24 protein-coding genes are annotated in these 24,739 nt (G+C 29.6%); 12 read left to right on the forward strand and 12 right to left on the reverse strand.

The features are described 5' to 3' along the window. Window positions 1-22 precede the first annotated feature (22 nt). From AVENP_RS02015 to AVENP_RS02040, 6 genes are all read right to left on the reverse strand, one after another. Window positions 23-1,024, reverse strand: a complete 1,002-nt coding sequence (locus tag AVENP_RS02015) for a beta-ketoacyl-ACP synthase III (RefSeq protein WP_128359263.1) — start codon at window positions 1,022-1,024, stop codon at window positions 23-25. A 31-nt stretch (window positions 1,025-1,055) separates the two neighbouring features. Further along, window positions 1,056-2,060 (reverse strand): phosphate acyltransferase PlsX, encoded by a 1,005-nt coding sequence (gene plsX / locus AVENP_RS02020; RefSeq protein ID WP_128359264.1) that lies wholly within the window; start codon window positions 2,058-2,060, stop codon window positions 1,056-1,058. After that, complete coding sequence (gene rpmF / locus AVENP_RS02025) at window positions 2,060-2,212, reverse strand: 50S ribosomal protein L32 (RefSeq protein WP_118885423.1); 153 nt, start codon at window positions 2,210-2,212, stop codon at window positions 2,060-2,062. Before rpmF ends, plsX begins: the two co-directional genes overlap by 1 nt. 11 nt (window positions 2,213-2,223) lie before the next feature. Next, entirely contained in the window at window positions 2,224-2,601 is a 378-nt protein-coding gene (locus AVENP_RS02030; protein ID WP_128359265.1) for a hypothetical protein, read from the reverse strand. 26 nt (window positions 2,602-2,627) lie between these two features. Then, window positions 2,628-3,041: a nucleoside-diphosphate kinase gene (ndk, locus tag AVENP_RS02035; protein ID WP_128359266.1), complete on the reverse strand. Its 414-nt coding sequence runs from the start codon at window positions 3,039-3,041 to the stop codon at window positions 2,628-2,630. Window positions 3,042-3,150: 109 nt separating this feature from the next. Further along, window positions 3,151-3,426 (reverse strand): NADH-quinone oxidoreductase subunit I, encoded by a 276-nt coding sequence (locus tag AVENP_RS02040; RefSeq protein ID WP_128359267.1) that lies wholly within the window; start codon window positions 3,424-3,426, stop codon window positions 3,151-3,153. Between the two features lie 258 nt (window positions 3,427-3,684). On the opposite strand from AVENP_RS02040, the gene AVENP_RS02045 reads away from it, so the two are divergent. From AVENP_RS02045 to AVENP_RS02095, 11 genes are all read left to right on the forward strand, one after another. Next, on the forward strand, window positions 3,685-4,281 hold the full coding sequence (locus AVENP_RS02045) for a peroxiredoxin (protein WP_128359268.1): 597 nt from the start codon (window positions 3,685-3,687) through the stop codon (window positions 4,279-4,281). A 180-nt stretch (window positions 4,282-4,461) separates the two neighbouring features. Next, the gene (gene rho, locus AVENP_RS02050) at window positions 4,462-5,790 is read left to right on the forward strand and encodes a transcription termination factor Rho (RefSeq protein ID WP_128359269.1); all 1,329 of its coding nucleotides are present in this window, start codon (window positions 4,462-4,464) and stop codon (window positions 5,788-5,790) included. 127 nt (window positions 5,791-5,917) lie between these two features. Further along, window positions 5,918-6,874, forward strand: a complete 957-nt coding sequence (locus AVENP_RS02055) for a methionine ABC transporter ATP-binding protein (protein WP_128359270.1) — start codon at window positions 5,918-5,920, stop codon at window positions 6,872-6,874. Beyond that, a complete protein-coding gene (locus AVENP_RS02060) occupies window positions 6,874-7,512 on the forward strand; it encodes a methionine ABC transporter permease (protein WP_128359271.1) in 639 nt (212 codons plus the stop codon). The genes AVENP_RS02055 and AVENP_RS02060 overlap by 1 nt, the downstream gene beginning before the upstream one ends. A gap of 10 nt (window positions 7,513-7,522) precedes the next feature. After that, a complete protein-coding gene (locus AVENP_RS02065) occupies window positions 7,523-8,350 on the forward strand; it encodes a MetQ/NlpA family ABC transporter substrate-binding protein (RefSeq protein ID WP_128359272.1) in 828 nt (275 codons plus the stop codon). A 144-nt stretch (window positions 8,351-8,494) separates the two neighbouring features. Next, the gene (gene gdhA / locus AVENP_RS02070; protein WP_128359273.1) at window positions 8,495-9,847 is read left to right on the forward strand and encodes an NADP-specific glutamate dehydrogenase; all 1,353 of its coding nucleotides are present in this window, start codon (window positions 8,495-8,497) and stop codon (window positions 9,845-9,847) included. Between the two features lie 110 nt (window positions 9,848-9,957). Next, entirely contained in the window at window positions 9,958-10,743 is a 786-nt protein-coding gene (gene murI, locus AVENP_RS02075) for a glutamate racemase (protein WP_128359274.1), read from the forward strand. Continuing rightward, window positions 10,740-12,773, forward strand: a complete 2,034-nt coding sequence (locus AVENP_RS02080; RefSeq protein ID WP_128359275.1) for a DNA polymerase III subunit gamma/tau — start codon at window positions 10,740-10,742, stop codon at window positions 12,771-12,773. Before murI ends, AVENP_RS02080 begins: the two co-directional genes overlap by 4 nt. Before the next feature lie 65 nt (window positions 12,774-12,838). Further along, window positions 12,839-13,675: a thioredoxin domain-containing protein gene (locus AVENP_RS02085; protein ID WP_128359276.1), complete on the forward strand. Its 837-nt coding sequence runs from the start codon at window positions 12,839-12,841 to the stop codon at window positions 13,673-13,675. An 18-nt stretch (window positions 13,676-13,693) separates the two neighbouring features. Beyond that, window positions 13,694-14,632, forward strand: coding sequence for a hydroxymethylbilane synthase (gene hemC, locus AVENP_RS02090; protein ID WP_128359277.1), 939 nt, complete (start codon window positions 13,694-13,696; stop codon window positions 14,630-14,632). 20 nt (window positions 14,633-14,652) lie between these two features. Further along, a complete protein-coding gene (locus AVENP_RS02095; RefSeq protein WP_128359278.1) occupies window positions 14,653-15,195 on the forward strand; it encodes a hydrolase in 543 nt (180 codons plus the stop codon). 10 nt (window positions 15,196-15,205) lie between these two features. Here AVENP_RS02095 and AVENP_RS02100 read toward each other — a convergent pair whose 3' ends face one another. From AVENP_RS02100 to prpB, 5 genes are all read right to left on the reverse strand, one after another. Continuing rightward, window positions 15,206-16,210, reverse strand: coding sequence for a sensor domain-containing diguanylate cyclase (locus AVENP_RS02100; RefSeq protein ID WP_172664189.1), 1,005 nt, complete (start codon window positions 16,208-16,210; stop codon window positions 15,206-15,208). A gap of 109 nt (window positions 16,211-16,319) precedes the next feature. Further along, a complete protein-coding gene (prpF, locus tag AVENP_RS02105; RefSeq protein ID WP_128359280.1) occupies window positions 16,320-17,498 on the reverse strand; it encodes a 2-methylaconitate cis-trans isomerase PrpF in 1,179 nt (392 codons plus the stop codon). Between the two features lie 110 nt (window positions 17,499-17,608). Further along, window positions 17,609-20,209: a Fe/S-dependent 2-methylisocitrate dehydratase AcnD gene (gene acnD / locus AVENP_RS02110; protein WP_128359281.1), complete on the reverse strand. Its 2,601-nt coding sequence runs from the start codon at window positions 20,207-20,209 to the stop codon at window positions 17,609-17,611. A 119-nt stretch (window positions 20,210-20,328) separates the two neighbouring features. After that, complete coding sequence (gene prpC / locus AVENP_RS02115; RefSeq protein WP_128359282.1) at window positions 20,329-21,483, reverse strand: bifunctional 2-methylcitrate synthase/citrate synthase; 1,155 nt, start codon at window positions 21,481-21,483, stop codon at window positions 20,329-20,331. A gap of 51 nt (window positions 21,484-21,534) precedes the next feature. Beyond that, window positions 21,535-22,419, reverse strand: a complete 885-nt coding sequence (gene prpB, locus AVENP_RS02120) for a methylisocitrate lyase (protein WP_128359283.1) — start codon at window positions 22,417-22,419, stop codon at window positions 21,535-21,537. A 175-nt stretch (window positions 22,420-22,594) separates the two neighbouring features. Here prpB and AVENP_RS02125 point away from each other — a divergent pair, with 175 nt between their 5' ends. Continuing rightward, on the forward strand, window positions 22,595-23,572 hold the full coding sequence (locus tag AVENP_RS02125; RefSeq protein WP_128359284.1) for a hypothetical protein: 978 nt from the start codon (window positions 22,595-22,597) through the stop codon (window positions 23,570-23,572). A gap of 127 nt (window positions 23,573-23,699) precedes the next feature. Here AVENP_RS02125 and AVENP_RS02130 read toward each other — a convergent pair whose 3' ends face one another. After that, window positions 23,700-24,734 (reverse strand): OmpA family protein, encoded by a 1,035-nt coding sequence (locus tag AVENP_RS02130; RefSeq protein ID WP_128359285.1) that lies wholly within the window; start codon window positions 24,732-24,734, stop codon window positions 23,700-23,702. Window positions 24,735-24,739 lie beyond the last annotated feature (5 nt).

Here is a 24,739-nt window from a genome sequence, read left to right on the forward strand (position 1 = left end):
ATATTTGGGAATTTCCCAAATATTAAGATTTTTTAGGTGAGAATTTAAATAGAGCAGAACCCCAAGTTAAACCACCACCAAAGGCGTCAAAAAGTACTGCATCACCAGCTTTTATTCTACCTTCTTCATATGCATCATTCATAGCCATAGGAATTGAAGCAGCAGATGTATTACCATATTTATGTACAGTAACTACAGTTTGCTCTTCAGTAAATCCTAAAGCTTCACCTACAGCTTTTATGATTCTAAGGTTTGCTTGATGAGGAATAAAGTGATTTATATCCTCATTTGAAAGATTATGCTTTTGCATCATTATTTTAACATCTGAAGTTAATGTTTTTACCGCTAATTTGAAAGTTTCATTACCTTTCATTTTAATGCAAGCCATTTTATTTTCTAAAACTTCAGCAGAACAAGGATGTTTACTTCCTCCTCCTGGAGTTTTAATTAAATCTTCATAGTTTCCATCACTTGAACAATTAACATCAATAATTGCTTCATTTTTATCAGTTGTAGCAGAAATAATTGCAGCTCCCGCACCATCTCCAAAAATAAAACAAGTACCTCTATCTGTATAATCAAGAATTGAAGAGTATGTTTCTGCCCCAATAATTAGTACATTTTTTTTCATACCTGATTCAATAAATGCTTTAGCAATTGAAACAGCGTATACAAATCCTGTACACGCAGCACTAATATCAAATGCCATAACATTTGGTAATTCAAGTTTTGCTGCAATTAAACATGCAGTTGATGGCATACATAAATAATCTGGTGTCACTGTTGCACAAATAACTAAATCTATTTCTTCTTTAGAAATACCAGATCTTGAGATAGCAACTTGCGCTGCTCTTGCCCCTAAATCAGATGAAGCTTCATCAACTTCAGATATTCTTCTTTCTTTGATACCAGTTCTTTTTGTTATCCACTCATCACTTGTATCTATAATTTTTTCAAAATCTGCATTAGTCATAATCTTTGGAGGAATATAAGCCCCAATAGATCTAAAAGCTGCATATGTCATTTACATATCCTTAAATTGAATATAGTAATAATTAAATTTCTTGATTACTACTATATTTTTCTAATCTTTGTTCAATTATATTATCTAAATTTGAACTAGCTGCATTTATCGCTTGAAATATGGCATTTTGTATTGCTTTAGGATTTGATTTTCCGTGAGCAATAATTACAGGTGCTTTTACTCCAAGTAAAGGCGCTCCACCATATTCAGCATAATCAACTCTTACTTTTAAGTTTTTGAAAACTTTTCTCATAAGAACTGCACCAGCTATTGAAATTAGTGATCTTTTTAAATTTTTCTTAATAATTTTTCCGATTGTATCTGCAACACCTTCGGCTGTTTTAAGTAAAATATTACCAACAAAACCATCACAAACAACAACGTCAACTGTACCTTTAAATATATCACTACCTTCAACATTTCCAGCGAAATTAGGAATTTTAGATATTAGTTTGTAAGCTTCTTTTGTAACTTCATTACCTTTACTATCTTCTTCACCATTACTTAAAAGTCCAACAATAGGTTCATCAAGTCTTAATGCATATTGTGCATAAACTTGTCCCATTACTGCAAATTCAAATAAATTTTTAGCATCACTATCTACATTCGCTCCAACGTCTAATACTAAAGTATTTTGATTTTCACTTGTTGGCATTAATGTGGCAATAGCAGGTCTTGTTACACCCTTGATTCTTCCGATTCTAAGTGTTGCTAAAGACATAGTTGCCCCTGAATGACCAGCTGAAACAACAGCATCAGCCTTACCATCACGAACAAGTTCAATTGCTTTATAAATAGTTGATTCTTTTCTTTTTAGTGCATCAGTAGCAGAATCACTCATACTAATTACATCATCTGTATCTAGTATTTCAATTCTTGATAAAAAAATTTGTGGAATTATAGGTAAAAGTTCATCTTTTTTACCAACTGCAATAGCAGTAAAATTATTGTTTTTTCGTAGAGCGGCTAATAAGCCTTCTATTATAGGTTCAGGACCGAAGTCCCCACCCATAGCATCTATTGCAATTCTTAGCATTAGTTTTTATATTCACCAGTAGTTGGATTAACCATGTGAGGCATTTTCCAAGTTCCATCACTATCTTTAACAGGTTTTTTTAATGTTATTTTGTAGTGAGTTCTTCTTTTCGCTGATCTAGTATGAGATACTCTTCTCTTAGGTACTGCCATTTTAATTCTCCTTAAAATTCTTTTTCAAAATTATCACCAAGTTGTGCACAATCGTCACACATGTGATAATCACTTTTGATACTATTTAATTCACTTTGAATTATTTCATCAAAATCAATTAAATTGTTTTCAACTTCTATTACCAAAAATTCACTTTCATCATTTTTATAAATGCCATCACTCAATAGTATATGAAGCTCTTCATCAACTTCAATTTCTTCAGTTTTTCCACATCTACAACAATCAATTTCAGTACTACCTTTTAGTACAGCATCAATTTTTACTAACGATTGCGATATTCTACAAAAAGTACCTTCAATTTTAACTGAATTGGAAATATACTCCAACTCTTTTTCTATTTGAGGAACTTTTCTAAATTCAATTTTCATTATAAAATTTATTAATTAATAGTTAATTAACAAATTTCTTTTTGTGCAAAGAAGAAATTAATTTCATTTGCTGCATTTTCTAATGAATCAGAACCATGAACTGCATTTGCATCAATTGATTCTGCAAAATCTGCTCTAATTGTTCCAGCTGCTGCTTCTTTAGGATTAGTAGCACCCATTAATTCTCTATTTTTTGCCATTGCATTTTCACCTTCTAAAACTGAAACTACTACTGGACCTGAGATCATGAATTCAACTAAATCTTTAAAGAAAGGTCTTGCTGCATGAACCGCGTAAAAAGCTTCAGCATCTGCTTGGCTTAATTGCATTTTTCTAGTTGCTGCAATTTTTAATCCAGCTGATTCAAATCTGTCTAAGATTTTTCCAACTACATTTTTTGCTACAGCATCTGGTTTAATGATTGATAATGTTTGTTCCATTACTTATATTCCTCGATTTTTTTTAAGTCGCGGATTATACCTAAAAAATAAAAAAAAGGCAAGCAGTGTAAAACTACTTGCCTTTTTTACTAGAAAAAATTAGTTAAAATTAGTCTTCAACTACAGGAGAACCAACAGTTCCTCTGTCTTCTCTTTCAACTGAACTAGAACCAGTTTCATCCCAAACAATACATCCTTCAGTAGGACATGCATCAGCACATGCAGGAGCATCATTATGACCTACACACTCAACACATTTGTCAGCGTATACATAATATGTATCTGCCCCTGTTGGATTTTCATCATTGTCAACAATCGCTTCTACTGGACACTCATCTAAACAAGCATCACAACTAATACAGATATCAGTAATTTTTACTGCCATAGTATATCTCCTAATTAAAATTTAGAAAACTTTATCACAGTAAATATAAAATTATCTTTAAAATATAGAAGTTATCATTCTGCAAATACCTTATTGTAATAAATGAATAATTATTCGTTAATATAAAATTAACTAAGGATAAATTTTATCATAAGATAATAGTTTTTATAAATTTAAGAATTTAAGGAAAATCACAGTTTGTTTTAAAAAAATTGTTATATAATTTTGCACATAAATTATAATATTAAAGGAAAAGATATGTTAGTAACAAAAAAAGCTCCAGATTTTACAGCAAAAGCTGTACTTGCAGATGGTCAAATTGTAGAAAATTTTAACTTATATGAAAACATTGGTGAGAAAGGTGCAGTATTATTTTTTTACCCATTAGACTTTACATTTGTTTGTCCATCAGAAATCATTGCATTCTCAAAAAGAATTGAGGATTTCACTTCAAGAGGAGTATCTGTAATTGGTTGTTCAGTAGATTCACAATTTTCACACTTTGCATGGAGAGAAACTGCTGTTGAAAATGGTGGAATTGGAAGAGTTAAATTTCCATTAGTAGCAGATTTATCAAAATCAATTTCAAGAGATTATGATGTATTATTTGGAGAATCAGTAGCATTAAGAGGTTCTTTCTTAATTGATGCAGATGGAACAGTAAGACATGCAGTAATAAATGACTTGCCACTAGGAAGAAATATTGATGAAATGATTAGAATGGTAGATACAATGTTATTTACAAATGAGCATGGTGAAGTTTGTCCTGCTGGATGGACTAAAGGTGACGAGGGTATGAAAGCTTCTACTTCTGGTGTTGCTGAGTATTTAGCTAAAAACGAAGGTAAATTATAATATTTACTATGTTATATATGTAAAAGGTATCAAAATTCTTTTTGATACCTTTTTTTATGTAAAGCTTTTTTATTGACAATTTTTGAAATTATCACTACAATAACGCCAATACTTTAATTAAAACTACAAAAACTACAAAAACTACATAAACTTATGTAAAATCAAAGGTAAAAAACACTCATGGAAGAGTCTAAAGAAGAAACAAAAACAAAAACCACAGCTTCAAAAAAGGCAAGAACACATATTCCTGTTGAAGGTTATAAAATTGAACAACTAAGGGAATTCCCTTTAGAGACACTTATTAATATAGCAAATGAACTTGAAGTTGAAAATCCACAAGAATTAAAACGACAAGATTTAATGTTTACAATTTTAAAATCACAAATCGATGCAGGTGGTTTTATTTTATTTACTGGTATCTTAGAGATAAAAGAGGGTGGATTTGGATTTTTAAGAGCAATTGATGGGAATTTTTCTGATACATCAAATGACTCTTATGTAAGTGCAACACAAATTAGAAAATTTGCTTTAAGAACTGGTGATATTGTTTCTGGACAAGTTAGACCTCCAAATAAAGAGAGTGAAAAGTACAATGCTTTATTAAAAATTGAAGCAATAAATTATCTACCTGTAAAAGAATCAAAAAACAGACCTCTATTTGATAACTTAACTCCTTTATATTCTACTAAAAGATTTAACTTTGAATATGAATCAACAAGAATGACAGGAAGAATGCTTGATTTATTTGCTCCAATGGGTAAAGGTCAAAGAGGACTTATTGTTGCACCTCCAAAAACTGGTAAAACTGAATTATTAAAAGAGTTAGCTCACGCAATTGCAAGAAATCATCCTGAAGTTACATTAATGGTTTTATTAATTGATGAAAGACCAGAAGAAGTTACTGATATGCAAAGAAGTGTAAGAGGTGAAGTTTATTCTTCTACTTTTGATTTACCTGCACATAACCATGTAAGAGTTGCCGAAATTGTTATTGAAAAAGCAAAAAGACTTGTAGAAATGAAAAAAGATGTAGTTATCTTATTAGATTCTATCACAAGATTGGCAAGAGCATATAATACAGTAACACCATCTTCTGGAAAAGTACTCTCAGGTGGAGTTGATGCAAATGCTTTACATAAACCAAAAAGATTTTTTGGAGCTGCTAGAAATATAGAAGAGGGTGGAAGTTTAACAATTATTTCAACTGCACTTATTGAAACTGGTTCAAAAATGGATGAAGTAATTTTTGAAGAGTTCAAAGGAACTGGAAATAGTGAAGTTGTACTTTCAAGAAACGCAGCAAATAAAAGAGTTTACCCAGCTCTTGATATTACAAAATCTGGAACTAGAAAAGAAGAATTACTTCTTACTCCTGATGTTCTACAAAAAACTTGGATTTTAAGAAATGCAATTTCTCAAATGGATGAAGTTGAAGCACTTAAATTCTTATACTCAAAAATGCAAAAAACTAAAAATAACGAAGATTTTTTTAACTCAATGAATGAATAGAAGAAGTGTTTTACACTTCTTTATTCTACTAATTGCAAATAAATTTCAATAAAACACTCAATAATTATACTTTAACTCATATCTTATTCATTTTTCTATATTATTGCATCTCTTATAAGGATAAAAATTGATTAACATTAAAAATTTAAACAAACATTATGGTGATACTAAAGTTTTAAATGATATTTCTATTGACATAAAAAAAGGTGAAATTTTTGCTATTGTTGGACATAGTGGTGCGGGAAAATCCACATTAATGCGTTGTATTAATGGCCTTGAAAATTATACTAATGGCTCACTAAAAGTTAATGATAAAGAGATTAAAGATTTACAAAAAAATGAATTAAGAGAATTTAGAAAAAATGTGGGAATGATATTTCAACACTTTTCTTTGATTCAAAGAAAAACAGTATTTGAAAATATTGCTTTGCCAATGCAATTATGGGGATATAAAAAAGAAGAAATTTTAAAAAAAGTAAATGATTTATTGATTTTAGTTGGTTTAGAAGAGAAAATAGATTCTTATCCAAATCAATTAAGTGGAGGTCAAAAACAAAGGGTTGCAATAGCTAGAGCTTTAACTTTAGATCCAGATATTTTACTTTCAGATGAAGCAACTTCTGCTCTTGATCCAAATACAACTACATCAATTTTAAATCTATTAAAACAGATAAATGAAAAGCTAAATATAACTATTATTTTAGTTACACATGAAATGGAAGTTGTAAAACAAATAGCTCAAAAAGCACTTTTGTTAGATCATGGAAATATTATTGGTTTTGATACAACAGAAGAGTTGTTTTTAAAGCCAGATGTTAAAATGAAAGAATTCTTAGGTGAAACGGAAGTTGTACCAAAAGATGGAATTAATATAAAAATATATTTTCCTAAAGATAATGCTTTTCAATCTTTTATTACCAAAATGGCAAGGGAACTTGATAAGGATTTTAATATTGTATGGGGAAAACTTGAAGAGATAAATGGTCATATTATTGGAAATATGGTTATAAATATTGAAGAAAAAGATAAAGAGTTAGTTATTAATTATATAAAAGAACATGATATTGTTTGGGAGATATTATAATGACAGATATTTTAATTAATGCACTTGGCGAAACTATTTATATGTCATTTGTATCTACATTTTTTGCTGTTATGATAGGTTTCTTTTTAGCAATTATCTTAACACTTACTTCAAAAGATGGATTAAGAGAAAACCTAAAAGTATATGCTACTCTTGATGTGGTAATTAACACTTTACGGTCTTTCCCTTTTATTATTTTAATGATAGTTTTATTTCCTGTTACAAAATTCTTAATAGGTAAAAGTATTGGAACAACGGCTGCCATTATTCCTCTTACAATTGGAGCTGCACCTTTTATTGCAAGATTAATTGAAAGTGCATTTAAAGAAGTAGATTTTGGTGTAATTCAAGCTGCAAAATCATTTGGAGCAAGTGATTTTCAAATCATATTCAAAATTATGTTAGTTGAAGCCCTTCCCTCTATCATCTCAGCAATTACCTTAACTTTGATTACAGTAATTGGATTTTCAGCAATGGCAGGTGCTGTTGGTGGTGGAGGATTGGGTGATGTTGCCATTAAATATGGTTATTATAGATTCCAAACAGAAACAATGATTTATACAGTATTAATCTTAATTGCATTGGTACAAGTTGTTCAAAGTTTGGGCAATTATTTATACAAAATTACAAAAAAATAAAGGAAAATTTATGTTAAAAAATATTTTAAAGTTTACGCTTGCAAGTGCTTTAGCACTTGGATTTAGTGCTTGTAATGATTCAAAAGAATCAAAAGAAGTTAAAGAAACAAAAGTTGAGAAAAAAGAGATAGTTATAAAAGTTGGAGCAACACCAGTTCCCCATGCGGAAATATTAGAAGCAGTTAAACCTATATTAAAAGCAAAAGGTTATGATTTACAAATCGTAGAATTTACAGATTATGTAACTCCAAATATTGCTGTAAATGAGGGTGAATTAGATGCAAACTTCTTCCAACATTTACCATACTTAGAAGAGTTTAATAAAAACAAAAATACAGATTTAGTAAAAACTGTAAATGTACATTTAGAGCCAATGGGATTATATTCACATAAAATCAAAGCATTAAGTGAACTAGCAGATGGGGCAACAATAGCAGTTCCAAATGACCCAACAAATGAAAGTAGAGCTTTAGATATTTTAGCTAAACAAGGTCTTTTATCATTCAAAGATGTTCCATTTAAAACAATAGTTGATATTGTAAATAATCCAAAAAATCTACAAATTAAAGAGTTAGATGCACCACAATTACCAAGAGTTTTAGATGAAGTTGATGCTGCAATTATTAATACAAACTATGCACTTCCTGCAAATTTAAATCCATTAACAGATGCAATAGTTTTAGAATCAAAAGATTCTCCTTATGCAAATATTATTGTAGTAAAAAGAGGAAATGAAAATAAAGATTCTATAAAAGCATTAGATGAAGCTATTAATTCAGAAGATATTAGAACATTTATCAAAGAAAAATATAAAGGTTCTATAGTAGAAGCTTTTTAATTTTAATAAGAGAGATTAATTTCTCTCTTTTTTAATCTATTCTGTAACTTTATTTCCAAAAAATATATATAAAATATACAATTGTTTAAAAAATATATAATTATTTGATAGAATAATCCTTCAATTTAGAATGAAGGAAAGCCAATGTCATATTTAGAAGAAGTTTTTAACTATCTTAAACGAACAAGTCCTGCTCAAACAGAATTTTATCAAGCTGCAGAAGAAGTCTTATATTCTTTACAACCCTTATTAGATAAATACCCAAAATATAGAAAACACAAAATCATAGAAAGAATTGTTGAACCCGAAAGACAAATTATGTTTAGAGTTAATTGGGTTGATGATAATGGAGAGATTCAAGTAAACAAAGGATTTAGAATTGAATTTAATTCAGCTTTAGGCCCATATAAAGGTGGATTAAGATTTCATCCAAGTGTGAATGCTGGTGTAATTAAATTTTTAGGATTTGAACAAATATTTAAAAATGCATTAACAGGTTTACAAATTGGTGGTGGAAAAGGCGGAAGTGATTTTGACCCAAAAGGAAAATCAGACAATGAAATAATGAGATTCTGTCAAGCATTTATGAGTGAATTATTTAGACATATTGGGGCAAATACTGATGTACCAGCTGGAGATATTGGAGTTGGAGCTAGAGAAATTGGATATATGTTTGGAATGTACAAAAAACTGGCGAATAAATATGAAGGTGTATTAACAGGAAAATCATTAAAATGGGGTGGTTCATTAGCAAGAACAGAAGCAACAGGATATGGATGTGTTTATTTTGCTAAATATATGTTAGCTGCTCGGAATGAAACATTAGAAGGAAAAAGATGTGTAGTTTCTGGTTCTGGAAATGTTGCTACTTACATAATAGAAAAATTATATCACTTGGGTGCATTACCAATTACATGTAGTGATTCAAAAGGTATGATTCTTGATGAAGAGGGAATAGATTTAGAATTATTAAAAGAGTTAAAAGAACAACAAAGAGCAAGACTTTCTGAATATGTAAAACATAGACCTAAGGCAAAATATATTCCAGTTGAAGAGTATCCTGAAGGTAGAAATGCCGTTTGGTCAGTTCCATGTTATGCTGCATTTCCAAGTGCTACTCAAAATGAATTAAATTTAGAAGATGCAAAAGTACTTTTAGTAAATGGCTGTTTATGTGTAAGTGAAGGAGCAAATATGCCTTCAACTGCAAAAGCAGTTGATTTATTTATTGAAGCTAAAATAGCTTATGGACCGGGAAAAGCTGCAAATGCAGGTGGAGTAGCTACAAGTCAATTAGAAATGGCACAAAATGCTTCTATGCTTTCTTGGACTTTTGAAGAAGTGGATGCAAAACTTGACCAAATTATGAAAAATATTTTTGAATCTGCAAGTTCTACTGCCGCTGAATTTGGACAACCAACAAATTTAGTTTTAGGGGCTAATATTGCTGGATTCAAAAAAGTTGCAGATGCAATGATTGAGCAAGGTTTAGTTTAATTTTTATGTAATACTCTAATTATAGAGTATTACATCTTTTCTTTTTTTACTAATCATTTTCTTTATAAACTTATGATAAAATATTCCCTTATTACTAATAAAGGCACAAATTGAAAGTAGGTGTATTTGATTCAGGATTGGGAGGATTAACTGTTGTTAGTTCTATTCAAAAAATATTTAAAGGGGCAGAACTTTTTTATATTGCAGATACTGCATATGCTCCTTATGGCGAAAAAACTCCCGAACAAATCTTAGATAGATGTGTTAATATAACTAATTATCTTTTAGAAAAGCACGAAATAAAGGCTTTAATAGTTGCTTGTAATACAGCAACCAGTGCTGCTATAAAACATTTAAGAGAAAAATTTCCTTTTTTAATTGTAATTGGAACAGAACCTGGAATTAAACCTGCAATTTTAAATACAAAAACTTCTCATGTTGGAGTTTTAGCAACACCCGCAACACTAAAAGGTGACAAATATCAACTATTAGTAAATAAGCTATCAAGTATAAAAAATGTGACTCTTTATGAACAAGCTTGTGTTGGATTAGTTGAGCAGATTGAAAAAGGTGAAATAAATACACCAAAAACACTTGAAATGCTAGAAAAATGGTTAAAACCAATGAGAGAAAATAGTGTTGATACAATAGTTTTAGGTTGTACTCATTATCCATTGGTAGATGAAGTTATAAAAAAAGTTATGGCAAATGATGTAACTTTAATAGAAACAGGAAATGCAATAGCAAAAAGATTAATTCTTTTAAGTGCACATTTAGGTCATATAAATGAGGGAAATCTTGAAATAAGTGTTTGCCATACTGGTGAAATAAACAAACAAATGATAGAAAAAATTTTAGAAAATAAAAATATAGAAGTTAGGAAATGTACAATATGAGTCAAGAAATTTTAGAAAAAAGAGTTTTAGCCTTAAAATATAGACCTCATAGATTTGAAGATTTAGTTGGGCAAAGTACAGTTTCTCAAACTCTTTCATTAGCTTTGGATTCAGATAGATTATCTCATGCATATCTATTTTCAGGGCTTAGAGGAAGTGGAAAAACTTCAACAGCTAGAATTATGGCAAAAGCATTATTATGTTCAAATGGTCCAACTTCAAAACCTTGTGAAGTTTGTGATAACTGCAAAAGTGCAAATTCAAATAGACATCTTGATATTATTGAAATGGATGCTGCATCAAATCGTGGAATTGATGATATAAAAGATTTGATAGAACATACAAAATATAAACCAAGTTCTGGAAGATTTAAAGTATTTATAATCGATGAAGTTCATATGCTTACAACTCAAGCTTTTAATGCACTTTTAAAAACTTTAGAAGAACCACCAGGTTTTGTGAAGTTTATTTTAGCAACTACAGACCCATTAAAATTACCAGCTACTATTTTGAGTAGAACTCAACATTTTAGATTTAACAAAATTGCAACTTCTGATGTAATTCATCATTTATCTCATATTTTAAATGAAGAAAATATTAATTATGAAAAAGATGCTTTGGAAATTCTTGCAAGAACTGGACAAGGAAGTTTAAGAGATACTTTAACTTTACTTGACCAAGCAATAATCTTTTCAAAAGGGAAAGTAAATACAACAAGTGTTGTGGATATGTTAGGTTTAATTGACCCTAAACTTATGGATAATATTTTTTCAATTATTTTAAATAAAGGTGATATAAGTCAAATAATTAAAGATTTAGAAAGTTATGAAGTTTCTCAAATCTGTGATGAAATGGCTATTTATTTAAAAGATAAAATGCTTTCTAAAAATACAAAATTTGATTTACTTTTATTTGATAGATTTTTTAGAATTTTAAGTGATGCAAAACATTTATTGGCAATAAATAGCGATGGTGGTTTTGTTCTAATTTTAACTTTTATGAAAATGATTGAAGCTACAAATTTAAAAACTATTGATGATATTATAAATCAAGTTGAAAAAATAGAAGTAAAAAAAGAAACTCCAATTTCTAAGCCAGTTGAAAAAATAGTAGAAAAAGTTGTTGAGGCTCCTATTGAAAAAATTGAAGAAAAAGTAATTGAAAGAGTTATTGAAAAAGTAGAAGAGATAAAATCAGTTTTTGTTGAACCTGAAACAAAAATAGAAGAACTAACTCCCTTTGATGAAGTTTTAGTTCAAAGTGATAATATTATGGATTTAGGAATGATTGATGCTATTGAAGTTGTTGATTATTCAACTCCTTTTGATGAATTACCTACAACTCCTATTGTTCAAAAAGAGCAAATAATAGAAAAACCAAAAGATATAGAAATTGTTGAACATAAAATCGAACATCAAGTGCAAGCAAATATTTTTGAAGAGATAGAAATCGTTCCTATTGAAGAAGTATTTGAAGGGGAAGATGATGTTCAAAATGAATTATATGAAAAATTAACTGCAAAAGTTTATGATAGAGACCCTGATTTAGGTGAATGTTTTGAAAAGAATTTTATATTTAATGGATTTGAAAATAAAAAGTTATATATAACTTCTTATGCTCAAGATGAAGATAGAAAGTTTTTATATAAACATTTTGGAATAATAAAAACTTTTGCTCAAGATATATTTGGAAATGATGTTGAGTTAGATTTTAAAAAGGAAGAACCCTCCGTACTAGAGAATAAAAACGAAGAAAAGATTGAAAAAGTAGAATCTGAAATTATTCATGAAGAACTCAGTTTAAAAAAACAAGAAACTCAAGAGTTAATTCAAGAGCCAAATGATGATACAGGTTCAATGCTTGAAGAGATAGAAATGGGTTCAGGTTGTGTGGCAGATATGCACAAAGGTGAAATAACTAAACCTTCACAACAAGAGTTACAGTTAAATGATATTTTAAATTCAAAGATGCTTGATAAAGCAAAAGAGTTATTTGATATAAAAAAAATCACTGTAAAAGCTAGAAGTTAAATATTAACTTTTTATTAATGTAAAAAAGATAGACTACAAGTTAGTTTTAAATAAGGAAAAAATAAATGAATAAATTCTCGACAATATTGTCAATTAGTGTTTTATTGACAAGTGCCTTATATGCTTCAAGTGATGAAGATATTATTAGTTTTGAGCAAAAAAGAATAGCACAAAATCCAAATGTAAAAATTAAAAGTGTAAAAATAAATACAAAGAAAGAGTTACCTTTAAAAGGTTGGTCTGGTTATATTTTAGATGTTGAAGCAAATGTTCAAGGAAAAGATATAAATGCAAAAGATATACTTTTTTCTGATGGAAAATATATCTCTTTAGAACTAATAGATGCTGAATCTGGGAAATCTTTAAAAGATTTAGTAACTCCAAATTTAACAGATAAATATTATGATAAATCAAAAATAATTGCAGGAAATCCTAATGCAAAAAATAAATTAGTAATTTTCTCTGATCCTTTATGTCCATTTTGTAAAGATTTTGTACCTGAAGTAATTAAATATGTAAATAAAAATAGTGATAGCATTGTTTTATATTATTATCATTTTCCATTAACAGGACTTCATCCAGCAGCAGAACCAATGTCAAAAATAATTGAAGTTGCAAAAGAAAAAGGTATGAAAGATGTTGAGTTAAAAGTTTATGAAAAAGACTGGGAACCATATTTCACTGTTAAATCTACAGATGAAAAAGTGATATTAGATGCCTTTAATAAAGAGTTTAAAACTAGTATTAAATTAGAAGAAATTTCTGCAAAAAAAATAACTGATATTCTTCTAAAAGACCTTGCAATGGGTGAAGAAGTTATGGTTTCAGGAACACCAACTATATTTGTAAATGGAGAAAAAGATTCTTCAAAACTTAAATATGAAACATTAGGTAAAAAATAAATTTATTAAGAAGGTAATATGGAAAAATTAGTAATAGCAACAAGAAGAAGTCAACTTGCTCTTTGGCAAAGCGAATATGTAAAAGCAAAACTTCAAGAACATTATCCAGATATGCAAATTGAACTTCAAGAGTTTGTAACAAAAGGTGATAAAATTTTGGATGTTCCTTTGGCAAAAATTGGTGGGAAAGGACTTTTTACAAAAGAGCTTGAAGTAGCAATGCTTGAAGGAACTGCACATTTAGCAGTTCACTCTTTAAAAGATGTTCCAACACAATTTGAAGATGGTTTACAACTTGCTGCTGTTACAAAAAGATTTGACCCAAGAGATGCTATCTTAAGCAATAAATATGCTTCTTTAGAAGAATTACCACAAGGTGCAATTGTAGGAACAACAAGTTTAAGACGAAGAATGGCTATTAAAATGTTAAGACCAGATATTGTTTTAAAAGATTTAAGAGGAAATATCAATACTAGAATTGCAAAATTAAATGCAGGTGAATATGATGCAATTATACTTGCAGCTACTGGTATTCAAAAACTTCAAATAGAAAATGAAGTTAAATTCTTTACTCCAATTGAAACAGATGTAATGATTCCATCTATGGGACAAGCAACACTTGGAATTGAAACTACAAATAATCCAGAAGTATTAGAAATAGTAAAAGTATTAAATGATAATGATGCACACATAGAGTCAACAATTGAGAGAAGTTTTGTTGATACACTTCAAGGTGGTTGTCAAGTTCCTATTGGTGTAAAAGCAACTATTATTGATGAAAATTCTGTTAGAGTTCAAGCAATTGTTGGAATGCCTGATGGAAGTGAATATATAAGTGAAGATATAACAGCTGATATTAATGATTTTGAAAAAGTTGGTCGAAATTTAGCTCAACTTTTTATTGACCAAGGTGCAAAAGAGTTACTAGAGCGAGCTGAAAAATTAGCTTTTAAATAAATTTAAATCAAGGAGATAATATGAGAATAAATGTTGAAGATGCACTTTTTTGTTTAGTTGACGTTCAAGATAAGTTATACCCACATGTTACAAATAAAGAAGAAACAGAGAAAAATCTAGTTACTTTAGTAAAAGGTTTAAAAGTTCTTAATATTCCTTTTATTATAAACGAACAATATAAAAAGGGAATTGGAGAAACAATTCCCTCTTTAAATGAGTTAGTTCAAGATTATCCACATTTTGAAAAAGTTACTTTTTCTTGTTGTCAAAATGAAGCAACAATGGATGCAATTAATGCAACAAATAAAAAAGTTGTAATTGTAGCTGGAATTGAAACTCATGTTTGTGTTTTACAAACTTGTATTGATTTACTTGAATCAGGTTTTGAAGTTGTTTTAGTTACAGATTGTTGTACTTCAAGAAAACAAAAAGATACTGATATGGCAATTACAAGATTAGTTCAAGAAGGAGTAATTCCTACAACTTATGAATCTTTACTTTTTGAGTTAACTTTAACTGCAAAAAATCCAGTTTTTAAAGAGATTTCATCTTTAGTAAAATAAGAGTTTTTTCTTATTTTACTATAGAATTTTTACCACTATTTTTGGCTTTGTACATTTTTTTGTCAGCTAAACTTAGGATCTCTTCGTAAGAAGAAAATCCTTTGTTAAACTCAACAATTCCAATACTAAGAGTAATTTCACCAAATCTTGTTGATGTAAATTTGCTCGAAGTTATATTCATAAGTCTATTCATATGTTCATTTGCACTATCAAGTGTATTATCAACACTAATTATACAAAATTCTTCACCACCAAGTCTAAATACATAATCTAAACCTTTTCTTGAGTGTTCTAATAATATTTCTGCAAAATATTTAAGAACAAAATCTCCACCTTCATGGCCAAATTTGTCATTTATATTCTTGAAATTATCTATATCAATATAAGCTAAAGTTGCTTTTGTAGAATCTCTATTTACTTGGGCATAGACATCAGAACAAACTTTTGTAAAATATCTTCTATTATATAAAGAAGTTAATGTGTCAGTAATTGTTAACTCTTGTAATTGATTTCTAATTATTTGATTCTCTTTTTCTAACTCTATTCTTCTTGTTTCTCTTTGAATTTTTCTTGAGTATATTAATGCTATATCATTTAATTCTTCGGGTAATTCTCTGATTAATTTAGAATAAATTGCAATATGTCCTATGCAATTGTTATTATTATCAGTAATAGGTATCCCATAAAAACTTTCAAATTTTTCATCTAGTAATTCTAAAAAATTGTATTTTACATGTTCTTTTATTTTTATTATTTTATTGTCAAAAACAAATTTTCCAGGGATTCCATTTAAATCTATAATTTCAGGAAGTTTATTATTTGTTGAGTATAAAACTTCTACTTTTGTAGTTGGATTAAAATCTATAGCTTTAGTGATATATACTAAATCAGCTTGAAATAGTTTTTTTATCTCAATTGCTGTGTGTTCTATAAATTCATCACCTGTATAGTAAGAAGTTATTTCAAGTATTGATTTTAGGGCTTCATATGGATTAAATTTAAATGAATTATCCACTATTACTTATCTCCTAGATTTTAGTAGAAAGATAATAACATAATATTAATAATTAAGGGATAAAAAAAGCTTGAAGTTTAATCTTCAAACTTTTTATATATTATATTAATTAGTTCATAGTTCCTTCAGGAACATGAACATAACCTTCCATTATGATTCTAGCACTTCTACTCATAGTTGCTTTATCAACTATAAATTTACCATTTTCTTTTTGAATAACTGCACCAACTTTTAAAGTTCCAGATGGATGTCCAAATTCAACGGCATTTTTTTCTCCACCACCAGCAGCAATATTTACTAAAGTTCCAGGAATACAAGCAGCAACACCAATAGCAACAGAAGCTGTTCCCATCATTGCATGGTGTAATTTTTGCATAGATAAAGCACGTACGTGTAAATCAATCTCATTTGCTTTAATCTCTTTTCCACTTGAAGTAATAAAATCAGATGCAGGTGCAACAAAAGCAATTTTTGGAGTGTGTTGTCTAGTTTCTGCTTCTTTTAAATCAGAAATTAATCCCATTTTTAATGCAGCATAAGATCTGATTGTTTCAAATCTAGCAAGTGCTGCTGTATCTGAGTTAATATCACCTTGAAGTTCAGTTCCTTTGTATCCAATATCACAAGCATTAACAAAACATGTTGGAATTCCAGCTGTTATCATAGTTGCTTTAAATGTACCAATTCCTGGAACTTCTAAATCATCAACTAAGTTTCCAGTTGGGAATAATTCTTCACTTGGATCTACAGGTTCAGCAAATTCTAAAACGATTTCTTCAGCTGGAAATGCAACACCATCGATGTAGTAATCTCCCATTTCTTTAACCATTCCATTTTCCATAGTTACATAACAAAGAATAGTTTTTTTGATATTTGCTTGCCAAATTCTTACACAACAAACACCATTAAGAGGTACATTATCAACTAAACCTTCTTTTATCGCAAAAGGTCCAACTGCACTTGATAAGTTTCCACAGTTTCCACTCATATCCACAAAGTCTTGATCAATTGAAACTTGACAGAAATAGTAATCTACATCATGATTTGGAACAGAACTCTTACCAACTAAAATAGCTTTAGATGTACTTGAAGTTGCTCCTCCCATACCATCCATTTGTTGTTTATAAACATCAGGACTTCCTACGATTCTTTGAAGTAGTTTATCTCTTTTTTTTGGATCTTCTTGAGCCTCTTTTGGTAAATCAGCTATATTAAAAAATGTTCCTTTAGAAGTTCCACCTCTCATATATGTAGCTTTAACTTTGAATTGTGGTTTGTAATTACTCATGTGTTTTTTCCTTGAAAAAATAGTTTTTGCTTTAAAAACTCTCTAAAAAAATCTTTTGAATTCTTTAAATAGTTTTATAAAATACTAAAGAGCATAAGCTCCTTAGATATTTATTTTTTTGAAGATGCAATAACATCTTTAGCGAATTTTTGTAAAATACCACCATTTTTGTAAACATCAACTTCAGCAGAAGTATCTAATCTACAAATAACTTGGAATTCAACTTTTTCACCATTTGCTCTTGTCATAACAACTGTTAAATCACATCTTGGAGTAATATCACCTACGATGTCAAATGTTTCTGTTCCATCAATAGCATAAGTATTTCTAGTATCACCTTTTTTAAATTGTAATGGTAAAACACCCATTCCAACTAAGTTAGTTCTGTGAATTCTTTCTATTGATTCAGCAATTAAAACTTCAACACCTGCAAGTCTTACCCCTTTTGCTGCCCAGTCTCTTGAAGACCCTTGACCATAGTTTGTTCCAGCAATTATAATTAAAGGTTGTTTTCTAGTTGTGTAAGTTTCAATAGCTTCCCACATTCTTGACTCAACACCCTCTGGCATGATTTTTGTCAAACTTCCTTGTTTAACTTTTCCATTTTCATCTTTAACCATTTCGTTAAATAGTTTTGGATTTGCTAAAGTTGCTCTTGAAGCAGTATGATGATCCCCTCTATGTGTTGCATAAGAGTTTAAATCTTCAACAGGTAATCCCATTTTTAAACAATATTCACCAGACGCAGATGTTGGTAAAATTGCATTTGATGGAGATAAGTGGTCTGTTGTAATATCATTAGGGAATACACCTAATGGTCTCATGTTTTTAAGAGCTGGCATTTGCATATATTCATCTTCCCAATAAGGAGGCTTGTTAATATATGTTGATCTTGTATTCCATTTATAAAATGGTTCAACTTTAATTCCAGCTAAACCATTTCTTGCAAACATTGGGTCATAAATCGCAGCAAACATTTCAGGTTTAACAGCAGTACTTACAACAGCATCAATTTCAGCATCAGATGGCCATAAATCTTTTAACTTAATATCATTTCCATTTTTATCTTTTCCTAAAACATCAGTTTCAATATTAAATCTAATACTTCCAGCAAGTGCATAAGCAATTACAAGAGGAGGTGATGCTAAAAATGCTTCTTTAATAAATGGATGAATTCTTCCATCAAAGTTTCTGTTTCCAGATAATACAGCTGTTGTATAAATACCAGCATCAGCAGCAGCTTGTTGGATTTTTGGATCTAAAGCACCTGACATACCATTACAAGTAGTACAAGCAAAACCTACAATTCCAAATCCTAATTTTTCAAGTTCTGGTAATAGTCCTGATTCTTTTAAATATAATTCAGCAACTTTTGAACCTGGTGCTAAAGATGATTTAACCCATGGTTTTCTTGTAAGCCCTAGTTCATTTGCTTTTTTAGCTAATAATCCAGCTGCAACAACATTTCTAGGATTTGATGTATTTGTACATGAAGTAATTGCTGCAATTAAAACAGCACCATCTGGCATAACATCATTAGAAATTGTAATATGTTTAGAAATTCCTGCTGCTTCTAAAGTTGAAACAGGAAGTAATTTATGAGGTTGAGAAGGACCTGCTAATGTTCTTGTAACTGTTGATAAATCAAATTCAATAGTTCTAGCATAAGTAGCATGTTCAAAAGCGTCAGCCCATAAACCATTTGCTTTAGCATAAGCTTCTACTAATTTAACTTGTTTTGCTTCTCTACCTGTTATTTTTAAATAATCAATAGTTTTGTCATCAATAGCAAACATCGCAGCACTTGCACCATATTCAGGAGTCATATTAGAAATCGTTGCTCTGTCTCCTAAATCAAGATATTTAATACCTGTTCCAAAGAATTCTAAGTATGCAGAAATAACATTGTTATCTCTTAAGTAAGAAGTCATAGAAAGTGCAATATCAGTTGCAGTTATTCCCTCAGATCTAACACCAGTGATATTAACACCAATGATTTCTGGAACCCTCATATAAGAAGGATTTCCTAACATTACATTTTCAGCTTCTAATCCACCAACACCAACAGCAATAACACCAAGTGCATCAACGTGAGGAGTATGTGAGTCAGTTCCAACTAATGTATCAGGAGATGCAATACCATCAATATTGTGAACTACTGGAGACATTTTCTCAAGGTTGATTTGGTGCATAATTCCATTACCTGGAGGAATAACATCAACATTATTAAATGCTTCTTTAGTCCAGTTAATAAAGTGGAATCTATCTGCATTTCTTCTATCTTCAATATCTCTATTTTTTTGGAATGCATCTGGATCAAATCCACCACACTCAACTGCTAATGAGTGGTCAACGATTAATTGAGTTGGAACAACAGGATTTACTTTTTGAGGATCTCCCCCACCAAGTGCAACTGCCTCTCTAAGACCTGCAAGGTCAACGAAAGCTGTAAGTCCAAGAATATCGTGACAAATAACTCTTGATGGGAACCAAGGGAAATCTTTGTCTGTTCTTTTTTCTATTAATTGAATAAGTGAATCTTTTAAATCTTCACTTGGGCATTTTCTGATTAAGTTTTCTGCTAATACTCTTGATGTGTAGTTTAATTTTGCAAAAGAACCAGGAGTGATATCTTCAACCGCTGATTTTACATCATAATACTTAACACCATCAACACCTGCAAGGTCTTTAAGATATTTTTCGTTTGTCATTTTTTATATCCGTATATTTTAATTTTAAAAAAGGATGGAATTTCTCCCATCCTTTTATTTCGCTAAAAATTAGCACTGTTAAGTTAAATAAATTTTCTCTAAATTTATTGAAAGAATAATTATGCTCTATCTTCTAAAAGAGTAAATTTTAAACCTTCAGGTCCTGTATAAGTAGCTGATGGTCTAATGATTTTTCCATCTTCTCTTTGTTCAATTACGTGTGCACCCCATCCAGTAACTCTAGCGATAATGAAAATTGGAGTAAACATATCTGTTGGAATTCCCATTTGGTTATAAGAAACAGCAGAGAACCAGTCAAGATTTGGGAACATTTTCTTTTGATCCCACATGATTGTTTCAATTCTTTCAGCAACATCATACATTAACATATTTTTATTTTCTTCAGATAAATCACGAGCGACTTTTTTAATTACTACGTTTCTTGGGTCACAGATAGAATAAACTGGGTGTCCAAATCCGATAATAATCTCTTTTTTAGCCATTCTTTCTTTGATATCAGCTTCTGCTTCATCAGCTGAAGAATATCTTTCTTGAATTCTAAATGCAACTTCATTAGCTCCACCGTGTTTTGGACCTCTTAAAGCTCCAATTGAACCTGTAATACATGAATACATATCAGAATTTGTACCAGCAATTACTCTTGAAGTAAATGTTGATGCATTAAATTCATGTTCTGCATAAAGAATTAAAGATACATGCATAGCTTTAACCCAAGATTCTCTTGGCTTTTCACCATGTAATAAATGTAAGAAGTGCCCACCAACAGTATCATCATCAGTTACAACATCAATTCTTTTTCCGTTGTATGCAAAGTGGTACCAGTATAATAAAATTGAAGAGAATGATCCCATTAATCTATCAATAATATCTTGAGCTTCATTTTTTGGATGTTCTTCTTTTTCTTGATTTAAAGCACCAAGTACTGAACAGCCAGTTCTCATAACATCCATAGGATGACAAGTTTTTGGTAATTGTTCAAGAGCTACTTTAACACCTTGAGGAATATCTCTATAAGATTTAAGTTTTGCTTTATAAGCTGCTAATTCTGCTTTATTTGGTAGTTTTTCATGTACAATTAAGTATGCAATTTCTTCAAATTCTGCTTTATCAGCAAATTCTAAAATATCATATCCTCTATAGTGTAAGTCATTCCCACTTTTTCCAACTGAACATAAAGCTGTATTTCCAGCAGAAGTTCCAGATAGTGCAACAGATTTTTTTGGTTTAAATCCTGAAGTTGTTTCAGTACTCATATTTTCTCCTTAGTTTTATTTATTCAAATTTTGTTTTTTGTAAAGCTAAAATTATTTAGCTTTACCTTTTGAGAATAATTCATCCATTTTTTGCTCATAAGCATGGTAATTTAACATATCGTATAATTCCATTCTTGTTTGCATTGTATCAAGAACACCTTCTTGAGTACCTTTGTCTTTTAATTCTTGGTAAACTGCAAGTGCAGCTTTATTCATTGCTCTAAATGCAGATAATGGGTAAAGAACCATTGCAATACCAACTGAAGCTAATTCTTCAGTAGTGAACATTGGAGTTGCTCCAAATTCAGTAATATTTGCAAGTACTGGAACTGTCATTTGATCTGTAAATTCTTTGTACTCTTTTAAAGTGTGAACAGCTTCAGCAAAAATTGCATCTGCTCCAGCTTCAACATAAGCTTTAGCTCTAGCGATTGCAGATGCTTGACCCTCAGAAGCATGTGCATCAGTTCTAGCAATGATGTAGAAATCTGGGTCTAATTGCATTTTAGCATCAACAGCAGCTCTGATTCTGTCACACATTTCTTCAGTAGATACTAACTCTTTATTTGGTCTGTGTCCACATCTTTTTGCAGCAACTTGATCTTCAATATGCATACCAGCTGCACCAGATCTGATAAATTCTTTAACAGTTCTTGCAACATTAAATGCATGTCCCCAACCAGTATCAGCATCAACAATTAATGGAGTATCACAAATAGAAGTAATTCTTCTAACATCAATACATACATCTTCAATCATTGTCATACCTAAGTCTGGTAAACCGTAAGAAGCATTAGCAATACCTCCACCTGATAAGTAGATTGCTTTGTGTCCTACTTTTGTTGCTTGTAATGCTTGGTAAGCATTAATAGTTCCTACGATTTGTAAAGGAGACTTTTCTTTCAAGGCTTCTCTAAATTTTTTTCCTGCGCTCATACACATCCTTTAAATTTAAGTTATGAAATTATTATACATGATTTACAGATGCTAGTAGTGTATGTTATTTGTAATAGAAACCACAACTTTTTATGGAAAACTGATTAAATGTACAATATTTGGTTTTTTTGTAAAAAATGGTACAATATCCAAAATATTACTTTAAGGTGTAATTATGAATTATAAGAATTCAATAGAAAAATTTATAGAAATTTTTAAAAGATCAAACTTAAGTATTTCTAAATTTGCAGTACTATTAAATAAAGATAGAAGAACGGTTACATCGTGGATTGATAAGGTTACAGACATAGAACCTAACAAAGAAATACGAGACAAAATTTGTCAGACATTTAGGTACCCTGATTATATTTGGGAAGATGGCTGTTATGGTGAAGAGTTTTTAAAATCAATAACTCAAATACCTCAAAAAGAAGTAAGAATCATTGATGAAGATTATCATGGACGACTAAAATATATAATGGAGCAAGAACAAAATAGAAGATTTGTTATCCAAGCACAGTTTCCAGGACCTATGTATAGAGATTCTGCTGTACGAAAAGTGTACAAATCAACAACAAGTTCTGATATAGAAGAATTAAAACAAGCAAGAATCGATCAGATGTTAAGATATGATTATGATACAACAGAGTGGTACTCAATTAAATCAATTTTATCTTTTTGTTTTGCAATTATTGGGAACTTTTATACTAAAGAAGAGAAGATAAAAATTTTAGAGTTAATCTATGAACTTTTTAATAATAACTATAATAAAAAACTTTTCTTATTTGATTCATATTCAAGAAAAATTTATGGAATGGAAACAACATATATTTCAATAAATGTAAAACAAAAGGTGCTATTTTTTAAATCACCAATTGAGTCTGTATTTATAGAAATTAGAAATAAATCACTAGTTGAGCGAATGCATAAATATTACTCTTCACCACTTGAAGCACCATCACATGTGAATTTTTTGGAGTCAGTAAAAATCATAAAAATTTTACAAGATGCACTAAAATATAATAATGACATAAAACAAGCTTATGAAGTAATAAATAGAGAGACAAACTACGGGGAACTTTTTTATAATAATCTAAGTATTGATTTACAAAAAGAAGTAACTCCTCCAAAACCAGGTCAAAGAAGAAACTAGAAGAAGATTTTATTTTCCGAAGAAAAATCTTTTGATTTTTCTAAAGAAAGAAAATTTACTTTTTTTCTTTAGTTTTTCACTTACCTCAGTCCTTAGAGCTTCTAGCTTTTTAGGTTCATAGAGTTTTTCACTCATTTTTTGTTCCTAAATAGTTTTGAAGTTCTTTTACTGCTTCGTCATTTTTGATGATAAATTTAATTTCTATTCTTCTTGAATTATCTTTATCTTCAGAACCATCTTTATTATAAATCAAATCAGAAGATGATTTTCCACTTGAACTTACATATTTATTTAATAAATTTTTATCAATACTATTTGATTCATATAAAAACTGCATAACTTCCAAGGCTCTTTGTTGAGAAAGTTGAAGATTACTAATATATGAACCATCACTATTTGTATGACCCTCTATTGTAATTCCATAAATATATTTTCTAATCTCTTTATCTTCAAGTAGTGTTGAGATATATTTTTTTAGAACTATATTTAACTCTTTTTTTGAGTCCTCTTTTAGTTTATATGCACCTTGGTCAAATAAGATATTTGAAGAGAATTTTATAGCTCCACTTTTTTCATCAATATTTATTGAATTTCCAAGTTTTTGTTTTAGTTTTGTAATAACATTTAGTTTTATTCCCGTTAAGCTTTTGATTTTAGCTTTAGTTATATCAAACTCTTCAACGGTTCTTTGATGAGTTTTTTCTTGTTCTAATAATTTATTTACTAAAACAGTTAGTTCACTATCTTTTAGAGTTATTTGATTTTGACTATTTGCAAGATCTTGTGATAATTTTGAATTAGTATCTGCTTGTTCTTTATCTTTTAATTCATAACCTAATAATAAATCTTTTAATTTTTGAAGTTCTACACTATTTAATTGTATTGTTTCATTTGATTTTGACAATTGATTAGAAAGTTCAGTTTTTTCTTCTTCAAGTTTTTTAAGTAAACTGTTTAATTTACTTAATACTTCATTTTTATTTATTAAGGCTTCTTGACTTTGACTTAAGGCAAGTTTTTCATTTTCTAAAGTTTTTTGAGTGTAAAGATATCTAATTACAATTGCCCCAATTACTAAAATAAATACGAAAAGTAAACCAGCCATTAAATCAGCATATGAAATCCAAAAGTTATCTTCATTTTTTTGTTCGTTTTTATACATTTATG

Source organism: Arcobacter venerupis (genome assembly GCF_013201665.1).
GTDB lineage: Bacteria > Campylobacterota > Campylobacteria > Campylobacterales > Arcobacteraceae > Aliarcobacter > Aliarcobacter venerupis.